Below are 18,306 nucleotides of genomic sequence, written 5' to 3'. Positions count from 1 at the left end.
TTTTATATCAGTGCGTTAAAACCAGATTCTGGCTCCCGCCAGGAATACTACCTGATGGTCTTTCTCACCTTCTCTTTTCGCCATATCGGATGTTTTCCCGTAAAGTTGATTCCAGGAAACGCCTATATAGGGTGCAAACTCACGGCGTATTTCATAGCGCAGCCGGAGCCCCAGCTCTGTGTCAGTCAGTCCCCTGCCGCGACCCCGCGATTCATCATCCTGACTGTAGAAATTCACCTCATAGGATGGCTGGAGTATGAGCCGGTTAGTCAGTAAAACGTCGTATTCTCCTCCCAGACGAAGGGCTGCTTTTCCGCCATTACTGACAAAACCCGTAATTTCAGACTCAAAATTATAGAGTGCCAGCCCCTGAAAACCGACAGCAGCCCAGGTCCGGGCAGAAGCAGGTCTGAAATCCTGCCTGACACCCGCAACCAAATCCCACCATGGGCCAACCGCATGTCCCCAGAGTAACTGCGCTTCAGCCGCCTCCGTTTCCCCATTGCTTCGTTCACCTTCACTCTTTAGCCAAATCCGATCTGTGTCGCCTCCAATCCAGCTGTTAACACTCCAGCTGAAATTGTTGGTGTTATCCGACCGTTGCCATTCCAGTTGATCCAGCAGAACCAGATAATTAATCGCACTGTCGTGAATCGCATGCCCCTGTAAATTGCCGAATGCAGCCTTCCGGTCGGCATCGGTAACAGGCGGAATTGGCGTTCTGCTCTCAGTTACAATGGGCTCCATTGACGTCATCTCAGTGAAATTCTCATCTGCTGGCATCTGCATGGCAGACATGTCGTGCCCGGCGTGGGGATCTGCAGAGACGGAGCCCGCCGCAATAGAAAGCTGTGAGGTAAACAAACCGGCGACCAGAACAGGTATGGCCTTCAAATTTCTCTTCATTCGCATCATTCCTCCACCCGGACTTCACGAAACATTCCCATTTCCATGTGATAGAGCAAATGGCAGTGATACGCCCAGCGGCCAAGCGCATCTGCTGTCACTCTGTAACTGCGTTTTGTACCAGGGGGAACATCTATTGTGTGTTTACGAACCATGAAATTACCGTTTTCATCTTCCAGATCGCTCCACATACCATGCAGGTGAATGGGGTGAGTCATCATGGTATCGTTGATCAGCGTGATCCTGAGCCGCTCACCGTATTTCAGCAGCACCGGTGCGGCATCTGAAAACTTGATTCCGTTAAATGACCAGGCAAACTTTTCCATGTGGCCGGTTAAATGCAGTTCTATGGTACGGCCAGGTTCACGTCCGTCAGGATCCTCAAAGCGGCTTTTCAAATCCGCGTACGTGAGAACCTTTCTTCCGTTATTTCGAAGACCAATACCCGGATCATTTAATTTCGGAGAGACGCTCATCGCCTGCATATCAACCAGTGGGTTATCCGTTTCTGACGCAGGATGACTTTGCATACCCGGCATTCCGGCCATCCGGGAATGATCCATACCGGCCATGCTGCTGTGATCCATGGGCGCGGAGGATGTCCCGCTATCCGGAAGGTCAGCACCGTCCATAGACATCATCTCTCCGCTGTTATCCATGCCTCCCATCTGGCTGTGGTCCATTCCTGCCATATCATGTCCCATTCCCCCCATACCCATATCTTCCATGGTCAACAGAGGACGGGGATCGAGGGGGGGAACGGCAGCACTTAACCCCTCTCTCGTGGCCAGTGTCCCTCGAGCGTAACCGGTCCTGTCCATGGATTGTGCGAAGATGGTATAGGCCTCACCCTGAGGCTCCACAATGACATCATAGGTTTCGGCAACGGCAATCCTGAATTCGTCAACGGTAACCGGGTTTACATACTGGCCATCTGCAGCCACGACCGTCATTTTCAGCCCGGGGATACGGATATCGAAATAGGTCATTGCCGAGCCGTTGATAAACCGTAAGCGTATCTTTTCACCGGGACGGAACAGTCCGGTCCAGTTTTTCAGCGGGGCCTGCCCGTTCATGAGATAGGTGTAGGTGTAGCCACTGACATCCGCGAGGTCAGTCGGATTCATTTTCATTTCAGCCCACATTTTCCGATCGGCAATGGTGGCTGACAGCCCCCTGGTATTCACGTCGCGGAAAAAAGAGCCAACGGTTGGTTTATTGAAATTGTAGTAATCCGACTGTTTTTTTAATTTTTTCAGCAGGCTGTGAGGATTTTCATCGGTCCAGTCAGACAACATGACCACATGCTCACGATCGTAAGCAAACGGTTCTGGCTCCCTGGCATCGATGATAATGGCACCGTATACCCCCTCCTGTTCCTGCAGACCGGAATGGCTGTGGTACCAGTAAGTCCCGTTCTGCTTAACCTTAAAGGTGTAAACGTAGGTATCATCAGGCTCTATGCCCATAAAACTCAGCCCCGGAACACCATCCATATTGGCCGGAAGAATAATGCCGTGCCAGTGAATGGACGTCTGTTCATTAAGACGGTTTTTGACCTTCAGGGTAATGGTGTCACCTTCTTTCCAGCGAAGAACGGGCCCCGGCAGGCCTCCATTGATTGTTTTGGCCTGACGCTCACTGCCCGTGATATTGACGGCCGTTTCACCAATGGTCAGGTCAAACTGAGTACCCTGCAGGGATGCGGCAACTGGCAGGCTCAGACTGGAACGCGCATTGAAACTCCATACGCCAAGACTTCCGGCTACGCCAGAGAGGGTTAACCCCTTCAGGAAAGTTCGTCGAGACGTTTTCAACAGCATGCGCATTCCCTTATTTAAAGTATGGTTACTGACAGAATTCGAGAACCGATTTAAATTAAATTACTGGTTCATCCACTTACAATGAAATGAATCTAGCACACCTTAAGAAACAAATTCATTACAATCGTGTAATGTACGTGGCTGTATTACATTTACGTCATCTTCCCCACAGGTTGATTTTTTTATATATGATCATAAGGACATCTTTTATGTACCTCAGAAGGTAATTACACATGAATATATTAATCACGACCACTGCGTTTACAGCTTTATTTTGTGGGGCAGCTTTTGCTCAGTCCAGTGATATTGCCCATGAAGCACATCGATTTGTTAATAATGCCTCAGCCGTCAGTCATGTGAACTCCTCGACGCATGAAAACTTACCGGACAGGGTTAATAAAAACAACACGCCCTCATTCTCTGAAATGAATGAACATGAAAGGGCCATTGTTGCTCATTCATTTATGAACAACAGCGCGTCCTATGTGCATCAGAAAATGATTGAGGAACATAAAAAAATGCTGTCCGGCAGTGATGCAAATTCAAAGACCTCGTCTTCTTCTTTTAACGAACTGAATGCCGGAGAAAAAGCCGCTCTCGTGCATGAGCAGGTCAATAATGCCGGTGCGGAAGCACATCAGACGCAGGCAAGAAAGCTTCGCGGGCTGTATTCGACCAGGTAACTGCAGGCGGGTTAGTGCTTAGCGTCAGGTGCGCAGCAGGGCTTTACTGACGGGTTACGTAGCAGGACATGAGCCCCATATTGCTCTGCCGTAACCTGTTTCAGTCCCGTTAATCATCACCGTCGGGCTGGTCATACAGTTCCCAGAGCTTCAGGAGCAAACGGGAAACAAGATATGTTACAAAAATGACGACCATCAACGGTGCTCCCGATTAACTGACAGATGACACGCCTCCTGAAAACCCCTAGCATACGCCGCAGTGTTCATGCTAACGGCGAATTCCAGTAAATGTATTCTACCGATGTCGTAAAAGAAAATGCCTACCTTTCAGCCACCCGCTCGGGGCTGGAATCGAACGAGATCGCTACTCTTCAGCGCTCCTTGCCTTCCCGGTTTAATCTGCGGCATTTGAAAAAAAATGAATCATTAAAACTCGTACTGCAAAAGAAAGCGGGAAAATCACGTGTCGTGGCCTATAAATTTACGTCCGGTTCATTTAATTACACGGCGTATCGTATATCAGATAAAAAGTTCTATAACCTTTCCGATACTTCCGGGAAAGGCAGTCTCGATTATCCGTTACCGGCCACAGCAAGACTCAGTTCGCCTTTCAATCCTGCAAGACTTAACCCGGTATCGGGAAAAGTGAGTCCCCATAATGGCATTGATTATTCCATGCCCATGAACACGAAAATAGTCAGCGTCATCGACGGAAAAATCACCCGGGCCGAATACAACAGCACCATGGGATATTTTGTTGAAGTAACAGGAAAAGCCGGTGTTAAAACTCGCTATCTCCACCTCAATAAAATACTCGTTACTAAAGGGGCCAGGGTTACCCGGGGAGGCGCTATTGCGTTATCCGGTAACAGCGGACGTTCATCCGGTCCTCATCTGCATTACGAGCTGGTCATCAATAACAATCCTGTTAACTCACTGGCGTTCCGGGCAGCGGCACCCGCTGATAACAAACTTGAACAGCATGCCTTTGCGCATGCCAGAGACTACGAACGATACCTGGACTGATAACGGGGCCGCGACGCGGCCCCGTCTGCCGGATTAATTTTTTTTATCGTTTTCACTTCCTTGATGTTGATGATCTCCATGCCCTCCGTGGCCGTGGAAAAGATGCATTAGCGGGCAGACCAGCAATAACAGATATGGCCAGTAACCTGCCACATGTGACCAGTGTTCGCGCAGGAGGGCAAATGCCGCGATCGCGGCGACAGCAATAAGCGCATAGGTGGTACTTTTCATACTGGACTCCTTCTGTTCGTAACAGCCCCTTCACTCAGTGTTATTTCCCGAGCCTGACACTTTTCAGACGCAACGCATTCACAATGACGCTGACGGAGGAAAGAGCCATGGCCGCCGCCGCAATAACTGGCGACAGCAGTATTCCATACACAGGATAAAGCAGGCCTGCAGCCACAGGCACGCCAAGTGCGTTGTAGATAAATGCAAAAAACAGATTCTGTCGGATATTTTTCATGGTGATTTCTGACAGATGACGGGCCCTGTTCAGTATCATCAAGTCGCCTTTGAGAAGGGTGACTCCGGCACTTTCAATTGCCACATCTGTACCCGTTCCCATGGCTATTCCCACGTCAGCCGCTGCCAGCGCCGGGGCATCATTCACACCGTCTCCGGCCATCGCAACCACATGGCCAGACGCTTTCAGTCGGGTTATCGCTGCTTTTTTGCCATCCGGCAGAATCCCGGCTTCAACCTCATCTATTCCCAGTTTCCGTGCGACTGCTTCAGCGGTAAGCTGGTTATCCCCGGTGAGCATAACGATGCGGATCCCCGCCTGACGCAAAGCTTTAAGCGCATCCGGCGTGGTTGCTTTCACGGGATCCGAGATAGCTATCAGGCCTGCAAGGTGCCCGTCTGTGGCCACATAGATAACGGTAGCACCTTCCATCCGCAACGTATCCGCAACGGCCTTTTGATTATCAATAACGATACTGTTTTCCTGCATAGCCAGTTCATTACCAATAACAACCCGTTGACCTTCGACATCGCCTGAGACACCTTTACCCGACGGCGCATTGAAATGAGTGACTGCGGGTATTGCGATCCCCTTTTCCTGTGCTGCTTTAACTACTGCCATACCCAGCGGATGCTGCGAGCCTTTTTCCACTGCGGCCGTTACACGCAAAAGAGATGTTTCCCCACCCGGATTGAGACTGATAATCCCTGTCACCGTCGGCGAACCTTCCGTGAGCGTGCCTGTTTTGTCGACAACCAGCGTGTCCACTTTTTCAAGACGCTCAAGGGCTTCGGCATTCTTGATTAACACCCCGGCCTGGGCTCCTTTGCCCACCCCCACCATTATCGACATCGGCGTGGCCAGCCCCAGCGCGCAGGGACAGGCAATAATCAGGACCGACACAGCCGCAATGAGACCGTGCGCCATCCTGGGCTCGGGCCCCCAGACAGACCAGATCATGAAAGCAACAACCGCGATAAGTATCACCAGAGGAACAAACCAGCCTGAAACGCTGTCAGCCATTCTCTGGATGGGGGCCCGCGAACGCTGTGCATCAGCGACCATCTGAACAATTCGTGAGAGCATCGTTTCATCACCGACTTTCTCTGCACGGATGATAAGACTACCTGTCTGATTAATGGTCCCCCCGATGACAGGGTCACCCTCCGTTTTGGTAACAGGCATAGATTCCCCGGTCACCATCGATTCATCAACGGTTGTTTTGCCTTCGACCACGATACCGTCGACCGGAATACTCTCTCCAGGTCTGATGCGGAGCTTATCGCCAGGCAGGACATCTTCCGCATTAATATCCGTTTCATGACCGTCATGATCCAGCCGTCTGGCGGTTTTGGGGGCAAGGTTCAGAAGCGCAGTAATGGCGCCTGAGGTTTGTTCCCGTGCCCGCAGCTCAAGAACCTGTCCCAGCAGAACAAGCACCGTAATAACTGCTGCGGCTTCAAAATAAACGGCCACCAGGCCATCCATGTTTCTGAACGATGCAGGAAACCAGGAGGGGAAGACGGTTGCAATGACGCTGTAAACCCAGGCTACGCCGGTCCCCATTGCAACAAGGGTAAACATATTCAGGGAGCGGTTACGTAACGACATTCCGGCCCGGGCGAAGAATGGCCAGCCACACCACAACACGACAGGGGAGGCCAGAAGCAACTGCAGCCATGTGTTGTACTGTGGCGGTACTGTATTCCTCAAGTCGGGAAACAGATGAGATCCCATTTCGAGTACCAGAACCGGAAACGCCAGCAACAACCCCAGCCAGAAGCGTCTTGTCATGTCGTGAAGTTCATCACTCGGCCCCGTGGATGCCGTAGCTACGAGCGGCTCCAGTGCCATTCCACAGACAGGACAGCTTCCGGGACCACTGCGGCGTATCTCCGGGTGCATCGGACATGTCCACACACCTTCAGAATTCTCTTTTTCCGCCTGGTTGTGAGGCTGTTTTATCTGATCAGGGCTGACTTCGTGATGATCGTGGTGATGGTGATGGGAATGTTCACTGGCATCTTCGGTAAGATAACGATCGGGATGGGCTTTAAATTTACTCTCACAGCTGGCGGAGCAGAAATAAAGTTGGTGGTCCTGGTATCGAATGCTGCTGTGCGCCCTGTCGGGCAGGATGGCCATCCCGCACACGGGATCTCTCACCTTATGCAATACGTGGCCCTCGTCCGGGGATAATGTCTGCTCAGAAGCAGTCTGGTTGTTGTGTTGCACTGCATTGTCATTTTTCACAGTAACTCTCCTTATGCATACCGAAGCATCTTCTGTCTTCAGGGTATGTCATGGATGCGATTACCACGAATATCGCCGGCACAGGAGTGCCTGCTACCGGCGTCCCGTTATCAGCCGTTCCGCTGACTATTCGATTCGCTGGAAGACTTTTTTACTTCCATCCGGTGAGAATGCGATAACATCGTAAGCCTCTTTTCGGGCTCCCATCTCCATTCCAGGACTTCCTGCTGGCATACCGGGGGTGGCGAGACCGTATATACCCGAACCAGACTGCATTGCCTTATGTATCGTTGTCGCAGGCACATGGCCTTCAATGATCAAATTACCGGCAACCGCGGTATGACAACTTCGTAGTCCTGCAGGAATAGCATGCTTTTCTTTCAGGGCTGACAGCGCCTGATCATTCATGACGTGAGTTCGTACTTCAAACCCGTCTTTTTCCATCGCTTTGCCCCACAGGGAACAACAGCCACAGTTTTCAGATTTGTACATATCAATCACTTTTTCACTCGCCATCGCGGGTAGTGAAAGGCCGAGAGCCAGCGCCATTAGAACCACTTTTTTCATACTCACCTCTGTATATTATCGATATAAACCCTGACGTCAGGGTGAATCAGTAAAGAAGGACACCCACAGGGGGTGCCCTTTCAGGTTCAGGACACGCTTTTTTTATGTCTGCGCAGCCAGATTAATTTGTAGGCGGCAGGAATAATGAACAGGGACAGCAGCGGAGCCGTGATCATCCCACCAATCATGGGTGCCGCAATACGGCTCATGACTTCTGAACCTGCGCCGGTTCCCCAGAGTATTGGCAGCAGACCCGCAATGATCACCGCCACGGTCATGGCTTTCGGCCGGACACGCAGTACGGCACCATGATAGAGGGCTTCATCAAGACCTTCCGGTGTGAACGTCTCTTTACGGGACAATTCCGGGTGCGCTTCAATGGCATGACGCAGATACATCAGCATGACCACGCCAAACTCTGCTGCCACCCCGGCCAGGGCGATAAACCCGGTTCCGGTCGCCACTGACATATGGAAGCCCTGCCAGTACAGGAACCATATTCCGCCAACCAGGGCGAACGGCAGGCTCATCAGGATCAGCAGGGCTTCGTCAACCCGGCGGAATGCCAGATACAACAGGATGAAAATGATCATCACCGTCATCGGCACCATCAGCTTCAGTTTCTTGTTGGCATGCTCAAGCAGTTCAAACTGTCCGGAGAATGCCACACTGGTTCCCGGTCTCAGTTTCACTTTCTCGCTGATGGCCGTCTTAATGTCGTTAACCACCGACACCATGTCCCTGCCGCGGGCATCAACATAAATCCAGCTGGCTGGCCGGGCATTTTCGGTTTTCAGCATGGTTGGTCCAGAAACGACGTTAATATCCGCGACATCGCCCAGCGTGATCTGCTGCTTCATCGGGGTCAGGATCGGCATCTGTTTCAGCGCCTGCGGACTGTTCCGGTAATCCTGCGGGTAGCGAATGTTAATAGGGTACCGGGCCACCCCTTCAACCGTCTCACCCACCATAGCACCTCCGATTGCTGAAGAGACGAACAGCTGGACATCACCTACCGTCATCCCGTAGCGGGAGGCTTTCTCCCGGTTGATATCGATATCGATGTAGCGCCCGCCCTCAAGTCGCTCAGCCAGGACAGACACCACGCCAGGCACGGTTTTGGCTACCGCCTCGATACTCTGCGCCGTCGCGTCGATATCGGACAGAACAGTCCCGGACACTTTGATACCTATCGGGCTTTTGATCCCGGTTGAGAGCATATCAATACGGTTACGGATAGGCGGCACCCAGAGGTTTGCCAGACCCGGTAAACGGACTGTCCTGTCGAGTTCATCAATAATCTTGTCAATTGTCATGCCGGGACGCCACTGATCCTCAGGTTTGAGCTGGATCGTGGTTTCCACCATTTCGAGCGGCGCGGAATCCGTTGCGGTCTCTGCTTTACCGGTCTTGCCAAATACAGAAGCCACTTCAGGAACGCTTTTGATTAACTTGTCTGTTGTCTGCAGGAGCGCTGCAGCTTCTGCCGGAGAGACGCCAGGCAAGGTCGACGGCATATACAGCAGATCGCCCTCGTTAATCTTCGGCAGAAATTCACCGCCCACCTGACTCAGTGGCCAGATAACCGTGAAAATGGACAAGGCCGCAACCAGCAGGGTTGTTTTTGGCCAGTGGAGGACCCGCAGCAGCAAAGGATGATACGCTTTGATCAGCACCCGGTTCAGGGGGTTACTGGTCTCGGCAGGAATTTTCCCCCGGATCCAGAATCCCATCAGAATAGGAATGACGATGATGGCCAGTGCGGCCGCTCCCGCCATGGAGTACGTTTTCGTGAATGCCAGCGGGCCAAACAGACGACCTTCCTGCCCTTCCAGGGTAAAGATAGGAATAAAGGACAGGGTGATGATCAGCAGGCTAATGAACAACGCGGGTCCCACTTCCACGGAGGCGTCGGTAATCACCTTCCAGCGGGTGGCGTTGTCAATCTGCTCACCCGGATGCTGATGATCCCACTCCTCAAGCCGTTTGTGCGCATTTTCAATCATCACAATGGCGGCATCCACCATCGCACCGACGGCAATCGCTATCCCTCCCAGCGACATGATATTGGCGTTCAGTCCCTGGAAGTGCATGACGATAAAGGCGATACACAGGCCAAGCGGCAGAGAGATAATCGCCACCAGGGCAGAACGTACGTGCCACAGGAACAGAGCACAGACGATGGCCACCACGATAAACTCTTCCAGAAGTTTGGAACTGAGGTTATCAATCGCCCGGTCGATTAACTGGCTGCGATCGTAGGTGGTCACGATTTCAACGCCTTCCGGCAGGCTGGCCTTCAGCGTCTCCAGTTTATCCCTCACTGCCGTGATAACGTCGCGCGCATTTTTACCCGACCGCAGGATCACCACGCCGCCAGCGACTTCTCCCTGGCCGTTCAGCTCGGCAATACCACGCCTCATTTCGGGCCCGGTCTGCACGCGGGCAACATCCCGCAGATAAACCGGCACGCCGTTCTCACCTGTTTTCAGGACGATGTTATTAAAATCATCAATGCTCTGAAGATAACCGCTGGCACGGACCATATACTCCGCTTCGGCCATTTCAACGGATGAGCCACCGGCCTCCTGGTTAGACGATTCAAGTGCCTGTTTCACTTCGGGCAGGCTGATACCGTACTGGGACAGTTTTACCGGATTGACCTGAATCTGGTACTGTTTCACCACGCCGCCAACCGAAGCGACCTCAGCCACGTTCGGGATGGTTTTCAGCTCAAATTTCAGGAACCAGTCCTGCAGAGAGCGCAGTTCTGAAAGGTCGTGTTTTCCGTTGCGATCGACAAGGGCATATTCAAAAATCCAGCCCACACCCGTGGCATCAGGACCGATTTCAGAACTCACACCGGCAGGCAGTTTTCCCTGAACCTGATTCAGATATTCCAGCACGCGGGAACGGGCCCAGTACAGATCGGTGCCGTCTTCAAAAATGACATACACATACGAATCCCCGAACTGTGAAAAACCACGCACGGTTTTTGCGCCAGGTACGGACAGCATGGTGGTGGTAAGTGGATAGGTGACCTGGTTTTCTACAATCTGCGGGGCCTGGCCGGGATAGCTGGTTTTGATAATGACCTGCACATCTGACAGGTCAGGCAAGGCATCGACCGGCGTGTTAATAATCGTCCATGTACCCCAGATGCTGAGAAACAGGGCCCCCATCATGACCAGGAAACGGTTGGCGACAGAGCGCCGGATAATCCATTCAATCATCGTCGTCTCCTCAGTGCCCTGAATGCATATTTACAGGCTGGTCAGACATTGCTGGCATACTGCTTTCTGTTTTTTCAGGGTGGCGCATACGTTCCAGCGCGCCCGTAATATTGGCTTCGGAGTCAATGAGGAACAGGCCACTGACCACCACGGTATCGCCTTCATTCAGGCCGGAACCGATGCCGGACTGTTGCTGTGATTCATGCAGAACGTGGATCTGTTTCGGCACAAACTTGCCTTCATCATCAACAGTAATCACGCGCTGTTCTTTGCCGGTATCGATAACGGCCTGGCTTGGTATCAGCAGCATCTCCTGGCTCTTGGTATTCAGTTTCAGATAGGCATTCATGCCCGGCTTGAGAAACTCATCCTTATTAGAAACCTGGAGACGGACCTGAAGCGTACGGGTTGTCTGATCCACGCTGGGAAGAATGTTCCATTTTTCGACATGGAATGTTTTATCCGGATAAGCCGGTACCGAAATTTCAAACTGCGACGTATCTTTCAGCAGATATGCGATAGATTCTGGCACTGCAGCGCTGATCCAGACCGGGTCCATCCCCTGAATCTGAGCCACTACTTTATCTTTCGAAATATTCATGCCGGTGCGCAGGTCAAACGCAGTAATGACACCATCAATAGGTGCTTTAATGGTAAAACGGGTCTGGATTGTGCGGGTTGAACGCAGCCTTTGAATATCCTCTTCCGGCATACCAGCCAGACGAAGTCGCTCCAGAACCCCTTTTATCTGGGTTGACGTACCGCCTGTACCGGATAACAGCAGGAACTCACTTTGTGCCTCAACCCATTCAGGAATGGTGATATCGATAAGCGGAGTGCCTTTCTTCACATGATCGCCAATCGTCAGGGGATACACTTTTTCGACGAAACCGTCAGAGCGCGCCTGCACAATGACAAACTGATACTCGTTGTAACTGACATTAGCCGGGATTGTCTGAGAATAATTCAGCATTCCTCGCGTGACTTTTTGCGTTTTTAATCCCAGATTCTGAACCTGCGTTGGATCGATACGGATCCCGCCACTGCTTTTATCGCCGCTTTCATCAGCATATTTTGGCACCAGGTCCATATCCATAAAGGGAGATTTTCCGGGTTTATCAAATTTGGTATCCGGTTTCATCGGGTCATACCAGAAAAGTACCTTTCGCTCGGGTGCCTTTTGTTCGGTTTGTACTGTTTTTTGTGATGAGTTTACATACTGCCAGGCAGTAACCGATATCAGCCCTCCTGCTATGAGGCTGCTGATAATTATTGCAGCATATTTTATCTTTAAAGAAGCCATACAATTTCTCGCTGAAAAATCAAAACACCTGGCATATGCGGCCGATCATTCATTCACAGTAATCCCTTAATGAATGTTCAGACGCACTGGATGTATTCGCTCCGGACAGTCAATCAGGATTGCGTAACGTTAATGCTTTTGAGTAAGGATATATTGCCCTGCTGAATAAACGAGAAATCGACATGGTTGCCGGTTTTCAGGGCATTGATAGCGTCGTCTGCATTAACAAAAGTGAAGCGCATGGTCATTGCAGGCCAGCCCACCGCAGGGATTGCTTCGTGCGAAATGGTGATCTTTTTACTATTCATATCAATTTCTTTAACGATACCGGTGCCCTTGATAACCTGCTGTACCGAAGCATCACTGGCAGCATTCATATCGCCATGCTGATGTGTTTCAGCATGAAGACCGGCAGAAAACATGACAGAGAAGGCACCAAATAAAACGGCTTTAAGTGAATTACGCATTTTTAATTTCCTGATTAATTGAATAAATTTACTCTACCCAACCGCCACCCAGCGCGGTAAACAGATTAATTTCGTTAACCTGTCGGGAATAGGTAAGATCGAGAATGGTTTGCTGCGTCGCGAAGAGGGAACGTTCTGCATCCAGCACTTCGATGTAACTGACAGCACCACTTGCATACAATCCTCTGGCACGCTGTAGAGTTATCTGTAGTGAATCAAGATAACGCTGCTGTGACTCAAGTTGCTGGCTAAGGCTGTCGCGCAGCGCAAGCGTGTCGGAAACATCCTTAAAGGCTGACTGAATTTTTTGTTCGTAATTAACCACCGACTGTTGCTGGCGAATTTCAGCCAGCTTCAGATTGGCTTTGTTCCTGCCAGCATTAAATATAGGAATTTCAATTTTAGGAATAAAATTCCACATTCCACTTCCTGACGTAAAGAGGCTGGACAGCTCCGTACTGCTTGAGGAGAGACCACTGGTCAGGGTAATGGACGGGAAAAAAGCCGCTCGCGCTGCGCCAATATTGGCATCAGCCGCTTTCAACTGGTATTCCGCTTCCATAATATCCGGACGCTGCAGCAATATTTGTGACGACAGATTTGGTGGCAATTTTACTGGTGCGATCTCCCCACCTTTCATCCCTTTTTCTGACGGAACTGCGCGGTACGTTCCAAGCACCAGTTGCAGGGCATTGTTTGCCTGAGCCAGATCGCCTTCTCGTTTGGCTATTTCGGCGCGGGTACTTTCGATTTGTCCTCTCGCCTGTTCAAGTGCCAGAACGTTCGTACTCCCGGTCACGAGCTGTTGCTCAACGAAAGCATAGGACTGTTCATAATTTTTCAGCGTTTCCCGCGCAATACGGAGTTGTTCGTACGCCAGTTGCTGGCTGAAATAGCTCTGTGAAACGTTGGAGACCAGCAGGATGTGTACGGCCCGACGGGCTTCTTCGCTGGCAAAGTAGTTCTGGCGGTCAGCATCACTCATGTTCTTAAGTTTGCCGAAAAAATCGAGCTCATAGCTGAGCTCCAGTCTCGCGTCGTACTCCTGTGTGGTCGGCTTGTCACCTTTCAGACCACCGCTGTATGTTATCCCGGATGAGGCATTCAGCTGGGGATAACGATCTGCATCCGTGACGTTGAACTGGGCTCGGGCCTCTTCAACCTTCAGGGCAGCCATTCTCAAATCACGGTTATTAGTCAGAGCTTCACCGATCAACCGGGTAACCTGGGGATCGACAAAAAAGTTACGCCAGCCCGTATCCTGATAGCCATTTACCGCTGGCGTCAGGCTGTTATGGGACAGTGAAAACTGCTGGGGTACCGGTGCTGCGGGCCGCTGATATTCAGGCGCAAGCGACACGCAGCCTGCCAGGATGAATATCGTGCTAATGCTGAGTAATTTTAATTTGAACATAACGCTTCTCGTCCAGGCAGACCTGGTAAATGGTTCAAATGAAGTCCAGAGTATTGATAGGGGTACTTTACCTAACGCTCTCTGTTTGCCGGGTGACAGGATAATGACAATGTTGTCATTTTTGCTGTAATCCGTTGATAACGATCGTGGGCGCAATAGAATGACATTAGCAGCCAGCCGGGGAGCAAGATGAAAATATTGATCGTCGAAGACGAAATTAAAACAGGTGAATATCTCAGCAAAGGGCTTACAGAGGCAGGGTTCGTAGTGGATCACGCTGATAATGGTCTTACCGGATATCATCTCGCCATGACAGCCGAGTATGATTTAGTCATTCTGGATATCATGCTACCTGATGTGAACGGCTGGGATATCATCCGCATGCTGCGCACTGCCGGAAAGGGTATGCCGGTCTTACTGCTGACAGCCCTCGGCACGATCGAACATAGGGTCAAAGGACTGGAACTGGGTGCGGACGATTATCTGGTTAAACCCTTTGCGTTTGCTGAACTGCTCGCCCGGGTGAGAACCCTTCTGAGGCGGGGAAACACGATGATCACGGAAAGCCAGTTTAAGGTGGCTGACCTCTCGATTGATCTCGTATCCAGAAAAGTCAGTCGCGCCGGAAACCGCATTGTGCTCACCAGTAAAGAGTTCAGCCTGCTGGAATTCTTCATTCGCCATCAGGGAGAGGTTCTTCCCCGCTCCCTGATTGCCTCTCAGGTCTGGGACATGAATTTTGACAGCGACACTAATGCGATCGATGTCGCAGTAAAGCGACTCCGCGCTAAAATAGACAACGATTACGGGACAAAGCTGATCCAGACAGTCCGGGGCGTGGGCTACATGCTGGAGGTCCCGGATGCATAGCAAACCTTCCAGACGCCCTTTCTCACTCGCTCTGCGGCTGACCTTTTTTATCAGCCTGTCCACGATACTGGCTTTTATCGCCTTCACCTGGTTTATGCTGCATTCTGTTGAAAATCATTTTGCCGAGCAGGATGTCAGCGATCTTCAACAAATCAGCACCACACTGAACCGTATACTGCAGTCCCCGGTGGATCCGGATGATAAAAAAATAAGCAAAATAAAGGAATCAATTGCCAGCTACCGCAACGTTGCCCTTTTGCTCCTCAATCCCAGGGGGGAAGTGCTCTTTAGCTCAGCTCAGGGGGCGGCACTACGCCCGGCAGTGAATTCAGCAGATTTTAGCGAGCACAGCCGCGCACGGGATGTCTTTCTCTGGACGGTGGAGGATCCTGCGGGACCGATGGATACCGGGTCCGAAATGAAGATGGAAACATACAGGATTATCGCCTCCTCTGGTCAGGCGATATTTCAGGGCAAACAGCAGAACTATGTCATGCTGACTGGCCTATCCATTAATTTCCATCTCCATTACCTCGATGCGCTGAAAAAGAACCTGATTGCGATTGCCGTCGTGATAAGCCTGTTGATTGTTCTGATCATTCGAATCGCTGTCCGTCAGGGGCACCTGCCCCTTCGTAATGTCAGCAATGCCATTAAAAACATCACCTCCGAGAATCTTGATGCGCGACTGGAACCGACACGCGTTCCCATTGAGCTGGAGCAACTGGTTATCTCGTTCAATCATATGATTGGAAAGATTGAGGATGTCTTTACCCGCCAGGCCAATTTCTCTGCCGATATCGCGCATGAGATCAGAACGCCCATCACCAATCTGGTGACGCAGACTGAAATCGCACTGAGTCAGGATCGAACACAGAGGGAACTTGAGGATGTCCTCTATTCCAGTCTTGAAGAGTATAACCGGATGACCAAAATGGTCAGCGATATGCTGTTCCTGGCACAGGCAGATAATAATCAGCTGATACCTGACAGGGTCATGTTTGACCTCAGAGCGGAAGTCATGAAAGTCTTCGAGTTTTTCGAAGCCTGGGCCGAAGAACGCAATATCACGCTCAAATTTAACGGGATGCCCTGCCTGGTTGAGGGAGATCCACAAATGTTCAGAAGGGCGATCAATAATCTGTTATCCAATGCCCTGCGTTATACCCCGGAGGGACAGGCAATCACCGTCTCAATAAGAGAGCAGGAGAGCTTTTTTGACCTTGTGATTGAAAATCCGGGGAAACCGATCCCTGAAGAACATTTATCAAGGCTGTTTGACCGTTTTTATCGGGTGGATCCATCCAGACAACGAAAAGGAGAAGGCAGCGGCATCGGCCTTGCGATTGTGAAGTCAATCGTGGAAGCACATCACGGAAGAGTGCAGGTGGAATCAGACGTACGCTCCACGCGTTTTATCTTATCCGTGCCCAGACTGGAGAAAATGATCCCGGAAACCCAATGCTGAAAATAAAGATGTAAATGACAAAGATGTCATTAGCCTGTCATGCAGCAAACAGAAGCCATTCGATATAATTAGTGCAACTTATCAGGAAGGCTGGATTGCTTCATCAATACCCGGCGTCAGAGTACGCCAGGAAATGAATATCCAGCCCTCTTCCGGAGAAATAAACGCTGCCGAACTTGTTTCAGTTATGGAACTGAAAACACCGGTTGTACTTCCCCGGACATCACTAATTCAGAAATGGAGAGTTATCATGAAAAATATCGTATTAGCATCTTTGCTGGGCTTTGGTTTAATTTCATCGGCCTGGGCCACTGAAACCGTGAATATCCATGATCGCGTCAACAATGCACAGGCTCCTGCTCACCAGATGCAGTCTGCTGCGGCTCCTGTCGGGATCCAGGGGACTGCTCCTCGTATGACCGGTATGGACCAGCATGAACAGGCCATTATTGCTCATGAGACCATGACGAACGGCTCGGCGGATGCGCACCAGAAAATGGTGGAAAGTCATCAGAAGATGATGGGAAATAACACGGTATCCACGACCGTCCCGTCAACGTCTTACGCGGCGATGAATGAGCATGAAAGAGCAGCGGTTGCCCATGAATTCATGAATAACGGGCAATCCGGCCCACATCAGGCCATGGCCGAAGCGCACCGCCGCATGATCAATGCAGGCTGAATGCGACGGTAGTATCCGTGCTGTTACCTTTTCCCTGATAGATTTTCCTGAAACAACGTTGCTACATTTTTGCCCCCCGTCAGAGGGCTTTTTTGTCTGACTCAGCTACACTTAACCGGTACCTGTCTGAAAGGAATTATTATATGAAAATCAAAAACACCCTTTTTGTAATATTAATGTTATCCCTGCCAGCCATTTCTGCTGAACATTCGGAAATGAAAATGTCAGATATGCACTCATCGGCATCATCACAGGAATATATGGCTGGCATGAAAAATATGCATGAAAAAATGATGGCCGCCGTTAATGAATCCAATCCCGATAAGGCCTTTGCAAAAGGTATGATCGCACACCATGAAGGGGCAATCGCAATGGCTGAGACCGAGCTCAAATACGGAAAAGATCCCGAAATGAGAAAGCTTGCGCAGGACATCATTAAAGCTCAAAAAGGTGAAATTGAGCAGATGAATAAATGGCTTGACAGTCATAAATAATGAACACTGGAGTGTTGTCTTGCGCACCCTCTTAGGGTACCCCCGGACACGAAAATATATAGCACTTAACTAATTAAAAACCCGAATAATTTCGGGTTTTTAATGTAACTTTCTTTTCTGAACGGAAATAATAGTCATACAATTTAATTTTCTTGTAATTACTCCTACTTTTAATCAGGTACTGGACGATGGATAACGACTCCCGCCTGAGAGGGAAAATCCGTCTGGTTACCTGGCGCTATACTTAACCGATTGATCGACATGCCATGCTGGTAAAATATTAAAATCCTCCCCCATAAATCTGAACCACATGACAGGATTGATAGTCAGGCAGTATTTCACATTCATTGCTAAAAAATAAAAATAAGCATGCATCTTCTCGAAGATTAATTACCTTCCATCTTGTAAAAAAGAATCAAATCCTCTAATAATATCTCGATTCCCGCTTTTTTTAATACATCTTTCCGCTCGGCATATATTTTCCTCAACATATCTTCAAACCCCTTGCCAAGATGAATTTGTTTATGGCAGTTGCAACATAGTGATATGATATTCTCTTCCACATCCAGTGAATGGCTTTGTTGAATAAATCAGATTTCGGGTAAGTCTCCCCCGTAGCGGGTTGTGTTTTCAGGCAATACGCACGCTTTC

15 protein-coding genes and 1 pseudogene are annotated in these 18,306 nt (G+C 50.3%); 6 read left to right on the top strand and 10 right to left on the bottom strand.

Annotated features, from left to right (window positions below; genetic code table 11):
• Nucleotides 1–15 precede the first annotated feature (15 nt).
• Both pcoB and pcoA read right to left on the bottom strand, forming a co-directional pair.
• Nucleotides 16–906 carry a copper resistance outer membrane transporter PcoB gene (pcoB, locus tag H2Z33_RS08955; RefSeq protein WP_001378118.1) on the bottom strand — a complete coding sequence of 297 codons (891 nt, stop codon included), beginning with the start codon at nt 904–906 and terminating at the stop codon, nt 16–18.
• 5 nt (nt 907–911) lie between these two features.
• On the bottom strand, nt 912–2,729 hold the full coding sequence (gene pcoA / locus H2Z33_RS08950) for a multicopper oxidase PcoA (protein WP_000925242.1): 1,818 nt from the start codon (nt 2,727–2,729) through the stop codon (nt 912–914).
• A 233-nt stretch (nt 2,730–2,962) separates the two neighbouring features.
• Between pcoA and H2Z33_RS08945 the strand changes: the two genes are divergently transcribed.
• Both H2Z33_RS08945 and H2Z33_RS08940 read left to right on the top strand, forming a co-directional pair.
• The gene (locus tag H2Z33_RS08945; protein ID WP_016151365.1) at nt 2,963–3,412 is read left to right on the top strand and encodes a hypothetical protein; all 450 of its coding nucleotides are present in this window, start codon (nt 2,963–2,965) and stop codon (nt 3,410–3,412) included.
• Between the two features lie 288 nt (nt 3,413–3,700).
• Nucleotides 3,701–4,438 (top strand): peptidoglycan DD-metalloendopeptidase family protein, encoded by a 738-nt coding sequence (locus tag H2Z33_RS08940; RefSeq protein ID WP_000287501.1) that lies wholly within the window; start codon nt 3,701–3,703, stop codon nt 4,436–4,438.
• 33 nt (nt 4,439–4,471) lie between these two features.
• Here H2Z33_RS08940 and H2Z33_RS08935 read toward each other — a convergent pair whose 3' ends face one another.
• From H2Z33_RS08935 to silC, 7 genes are all read right to left on the bottom strand, one after another.
• Entirely contained in the window at nt 4,472–4,669 is a 198-nt protein-coding gene (locus H2Z33_RS08935) for a DUF2933 domain-containing protein (protein ID WP_000843497.1), read from the bottom strand.
• Nucleotides 4,670–4,709: 40 nt separating this feature from the next.
• A complete protein-coding gene (silP, locus tag H2Z33_RS08930) occupies nt 4,710–7,157 on the bottom strand; it encodes an Ag(+)-translocating P-type ATPase SilP (RefSeq protein ID WP_023295437.1) in 2,448 nt (815 codons plus the stop codon).
• A 126-nt stretch (nt 7,158–7,283) separates the two neighbouring features.
• Nucleotides 7,284–7,724 carry a DUF411 domain-containing protein gene (locus H2Z33_RS08925; RefSeq protein WP_000758228.1) on the bottom strand — a complete coding sequence of 147 codons (441 nt, stop codon included), beginning with the start codon at nt 7,722–7,724 and terminating at the stop codon, nt 7,284–7,286.
• Nucleotides 7,725–7,810: 86 nt separating this feature from the next.
• Nucleotides 7,811–10,957 carry a Cu(+)/Ag(+) efflux RND transporter permease subunit SilA gene (silA, locus tag H2Z33_RS08920; protein ID WP_000574021.1) on the bottom strand — a complete coding sequence of 1,049 codons (3,147 nt, stop codon included), beginning with the start codon at nt 10,955–10,957 and terminating at the stop codon, nt 7,811–7,813.
• 10 nt (nt 10,958–10,967) lie between these two features.
• Nucleotides 10,968–12,260: a Cu(+)/Ag(+) efflux RND transporter periplasmic adaptor subunit SilB gene (silB, locus tag H2Z33_RS08915; protein WP_004098959.1), complete on the bottom strand. Its 1,293-nt coding sequence runs from the start codon at nt 12,258–12,260 to the stop codon at nt 10,968–10,970.
• 113 nt (nt 12,261–12,373) lie between these two features.
• Nucleotides 12,374–12,727 carry a cation efflux system protein CusF gene (cusF, locus tag H2Z33_RS08910; RefSeq protein WP_004098961.1) on the bottom strand — a complete coding sequence of 118 codons (354 nt, stop codon included), beginning with the start codon at nt 12,725–12,727 and terminating at the stop codon, nt 12,374–12,376.
• 28 nt (nt 12,728–12,755) lie between these two features.
• Entirely contained in the window at nt 12,756–14,141 is a 1,386-nt protein-coding gene (gene silC, locus H2Z33_RS08905; RefSeq protein WP_004098962.1) for a Cu(+)/Ag(+) efflux RND transporter outer membrane channel SilC, read from the bottom strand.
• 189 nt (nt 14,142–14,330) lie between these two features.
• On the opposite strand from silC, the gene silR reads away from it, so the two are divergent.
• From silR to H2Z33_RS08885, 4 genes are all read left to right on the top strand, one after another.
• Nucleotides 14,331–15,011 carry a copper/silver response regulator transcription factor SilR gene (gene silR, locus H2Z33_RS08900; protein WP_000697969.1) on the top strand — a complete coding sequence of 227 codons (681 nt, stop codon included), beginning with the start codon at nt 14,331–14,333 and terminating at the stop codon, nt 15,009–15,011.
• On the top strand, nt 15,004–16,479 hold the full coding sequence (gene silS / locus H2Z33_RS08895) for a copper/silver sensor histidine kinase SilS (RefSeq protein ID WP_000555737.1): 1,476 nt from the start codon (nt 15,004–15,006) through the stop codon (nt 16,477–16,479). Before silR ends, silS begins: the two co-directional genes overlap by 8 nt.
• Nucleotides 16,480–16,729: 250 nt before the next feature.
• Nucleotides 16,730–17,161, top strand: coding sequence for a silver-binding protein SilE (gene silE / locus H2Z33_RS08890; protein WP_000790483.1), 432 nt, complete (start codon nt 16,730–16,732; stop codon nt 17,159–17,161).
• A gap of 143 nt (nt 17,162–17,304) precedes the next feature.
• Entirely contained in the window at nt 17,305–17,655 is a 351-nt protein-coding gene (locus H2Z33_RS08885) for a DUF305 domain-containing protein (protein WP_000694953.1), read from the top strand.
• A gap of 386 nt (nt 17,656–18,041) precedes the next feature.
• Here H2Z33_RS08885 and H2Z33_RS23390 read toward each other — a convergent pair.
• Nucleotides 18,042–18,230: pseudogene (locus H2Z33_RS23390) on the bottom strand (HNH endonuclease); the annotation flags it as partial.
• Nucleotides 18,231–18,306 lie beyond the last annotated feature (76 nt).

Origin of the sequence: Enterobacter sp. YSU (genome assembly GCF_016082135.1) — a bacterium.
Lineage (GTDB): Bacteria > Pseudomonadota > Gammaproteobacteria > Enterobacterales > Enterobacteriaceae > Enterobacter > Enterobacter hormaechei_C.
This window is presented reverse-complemented; position numbering and strand designations above follow the sequence as displayed.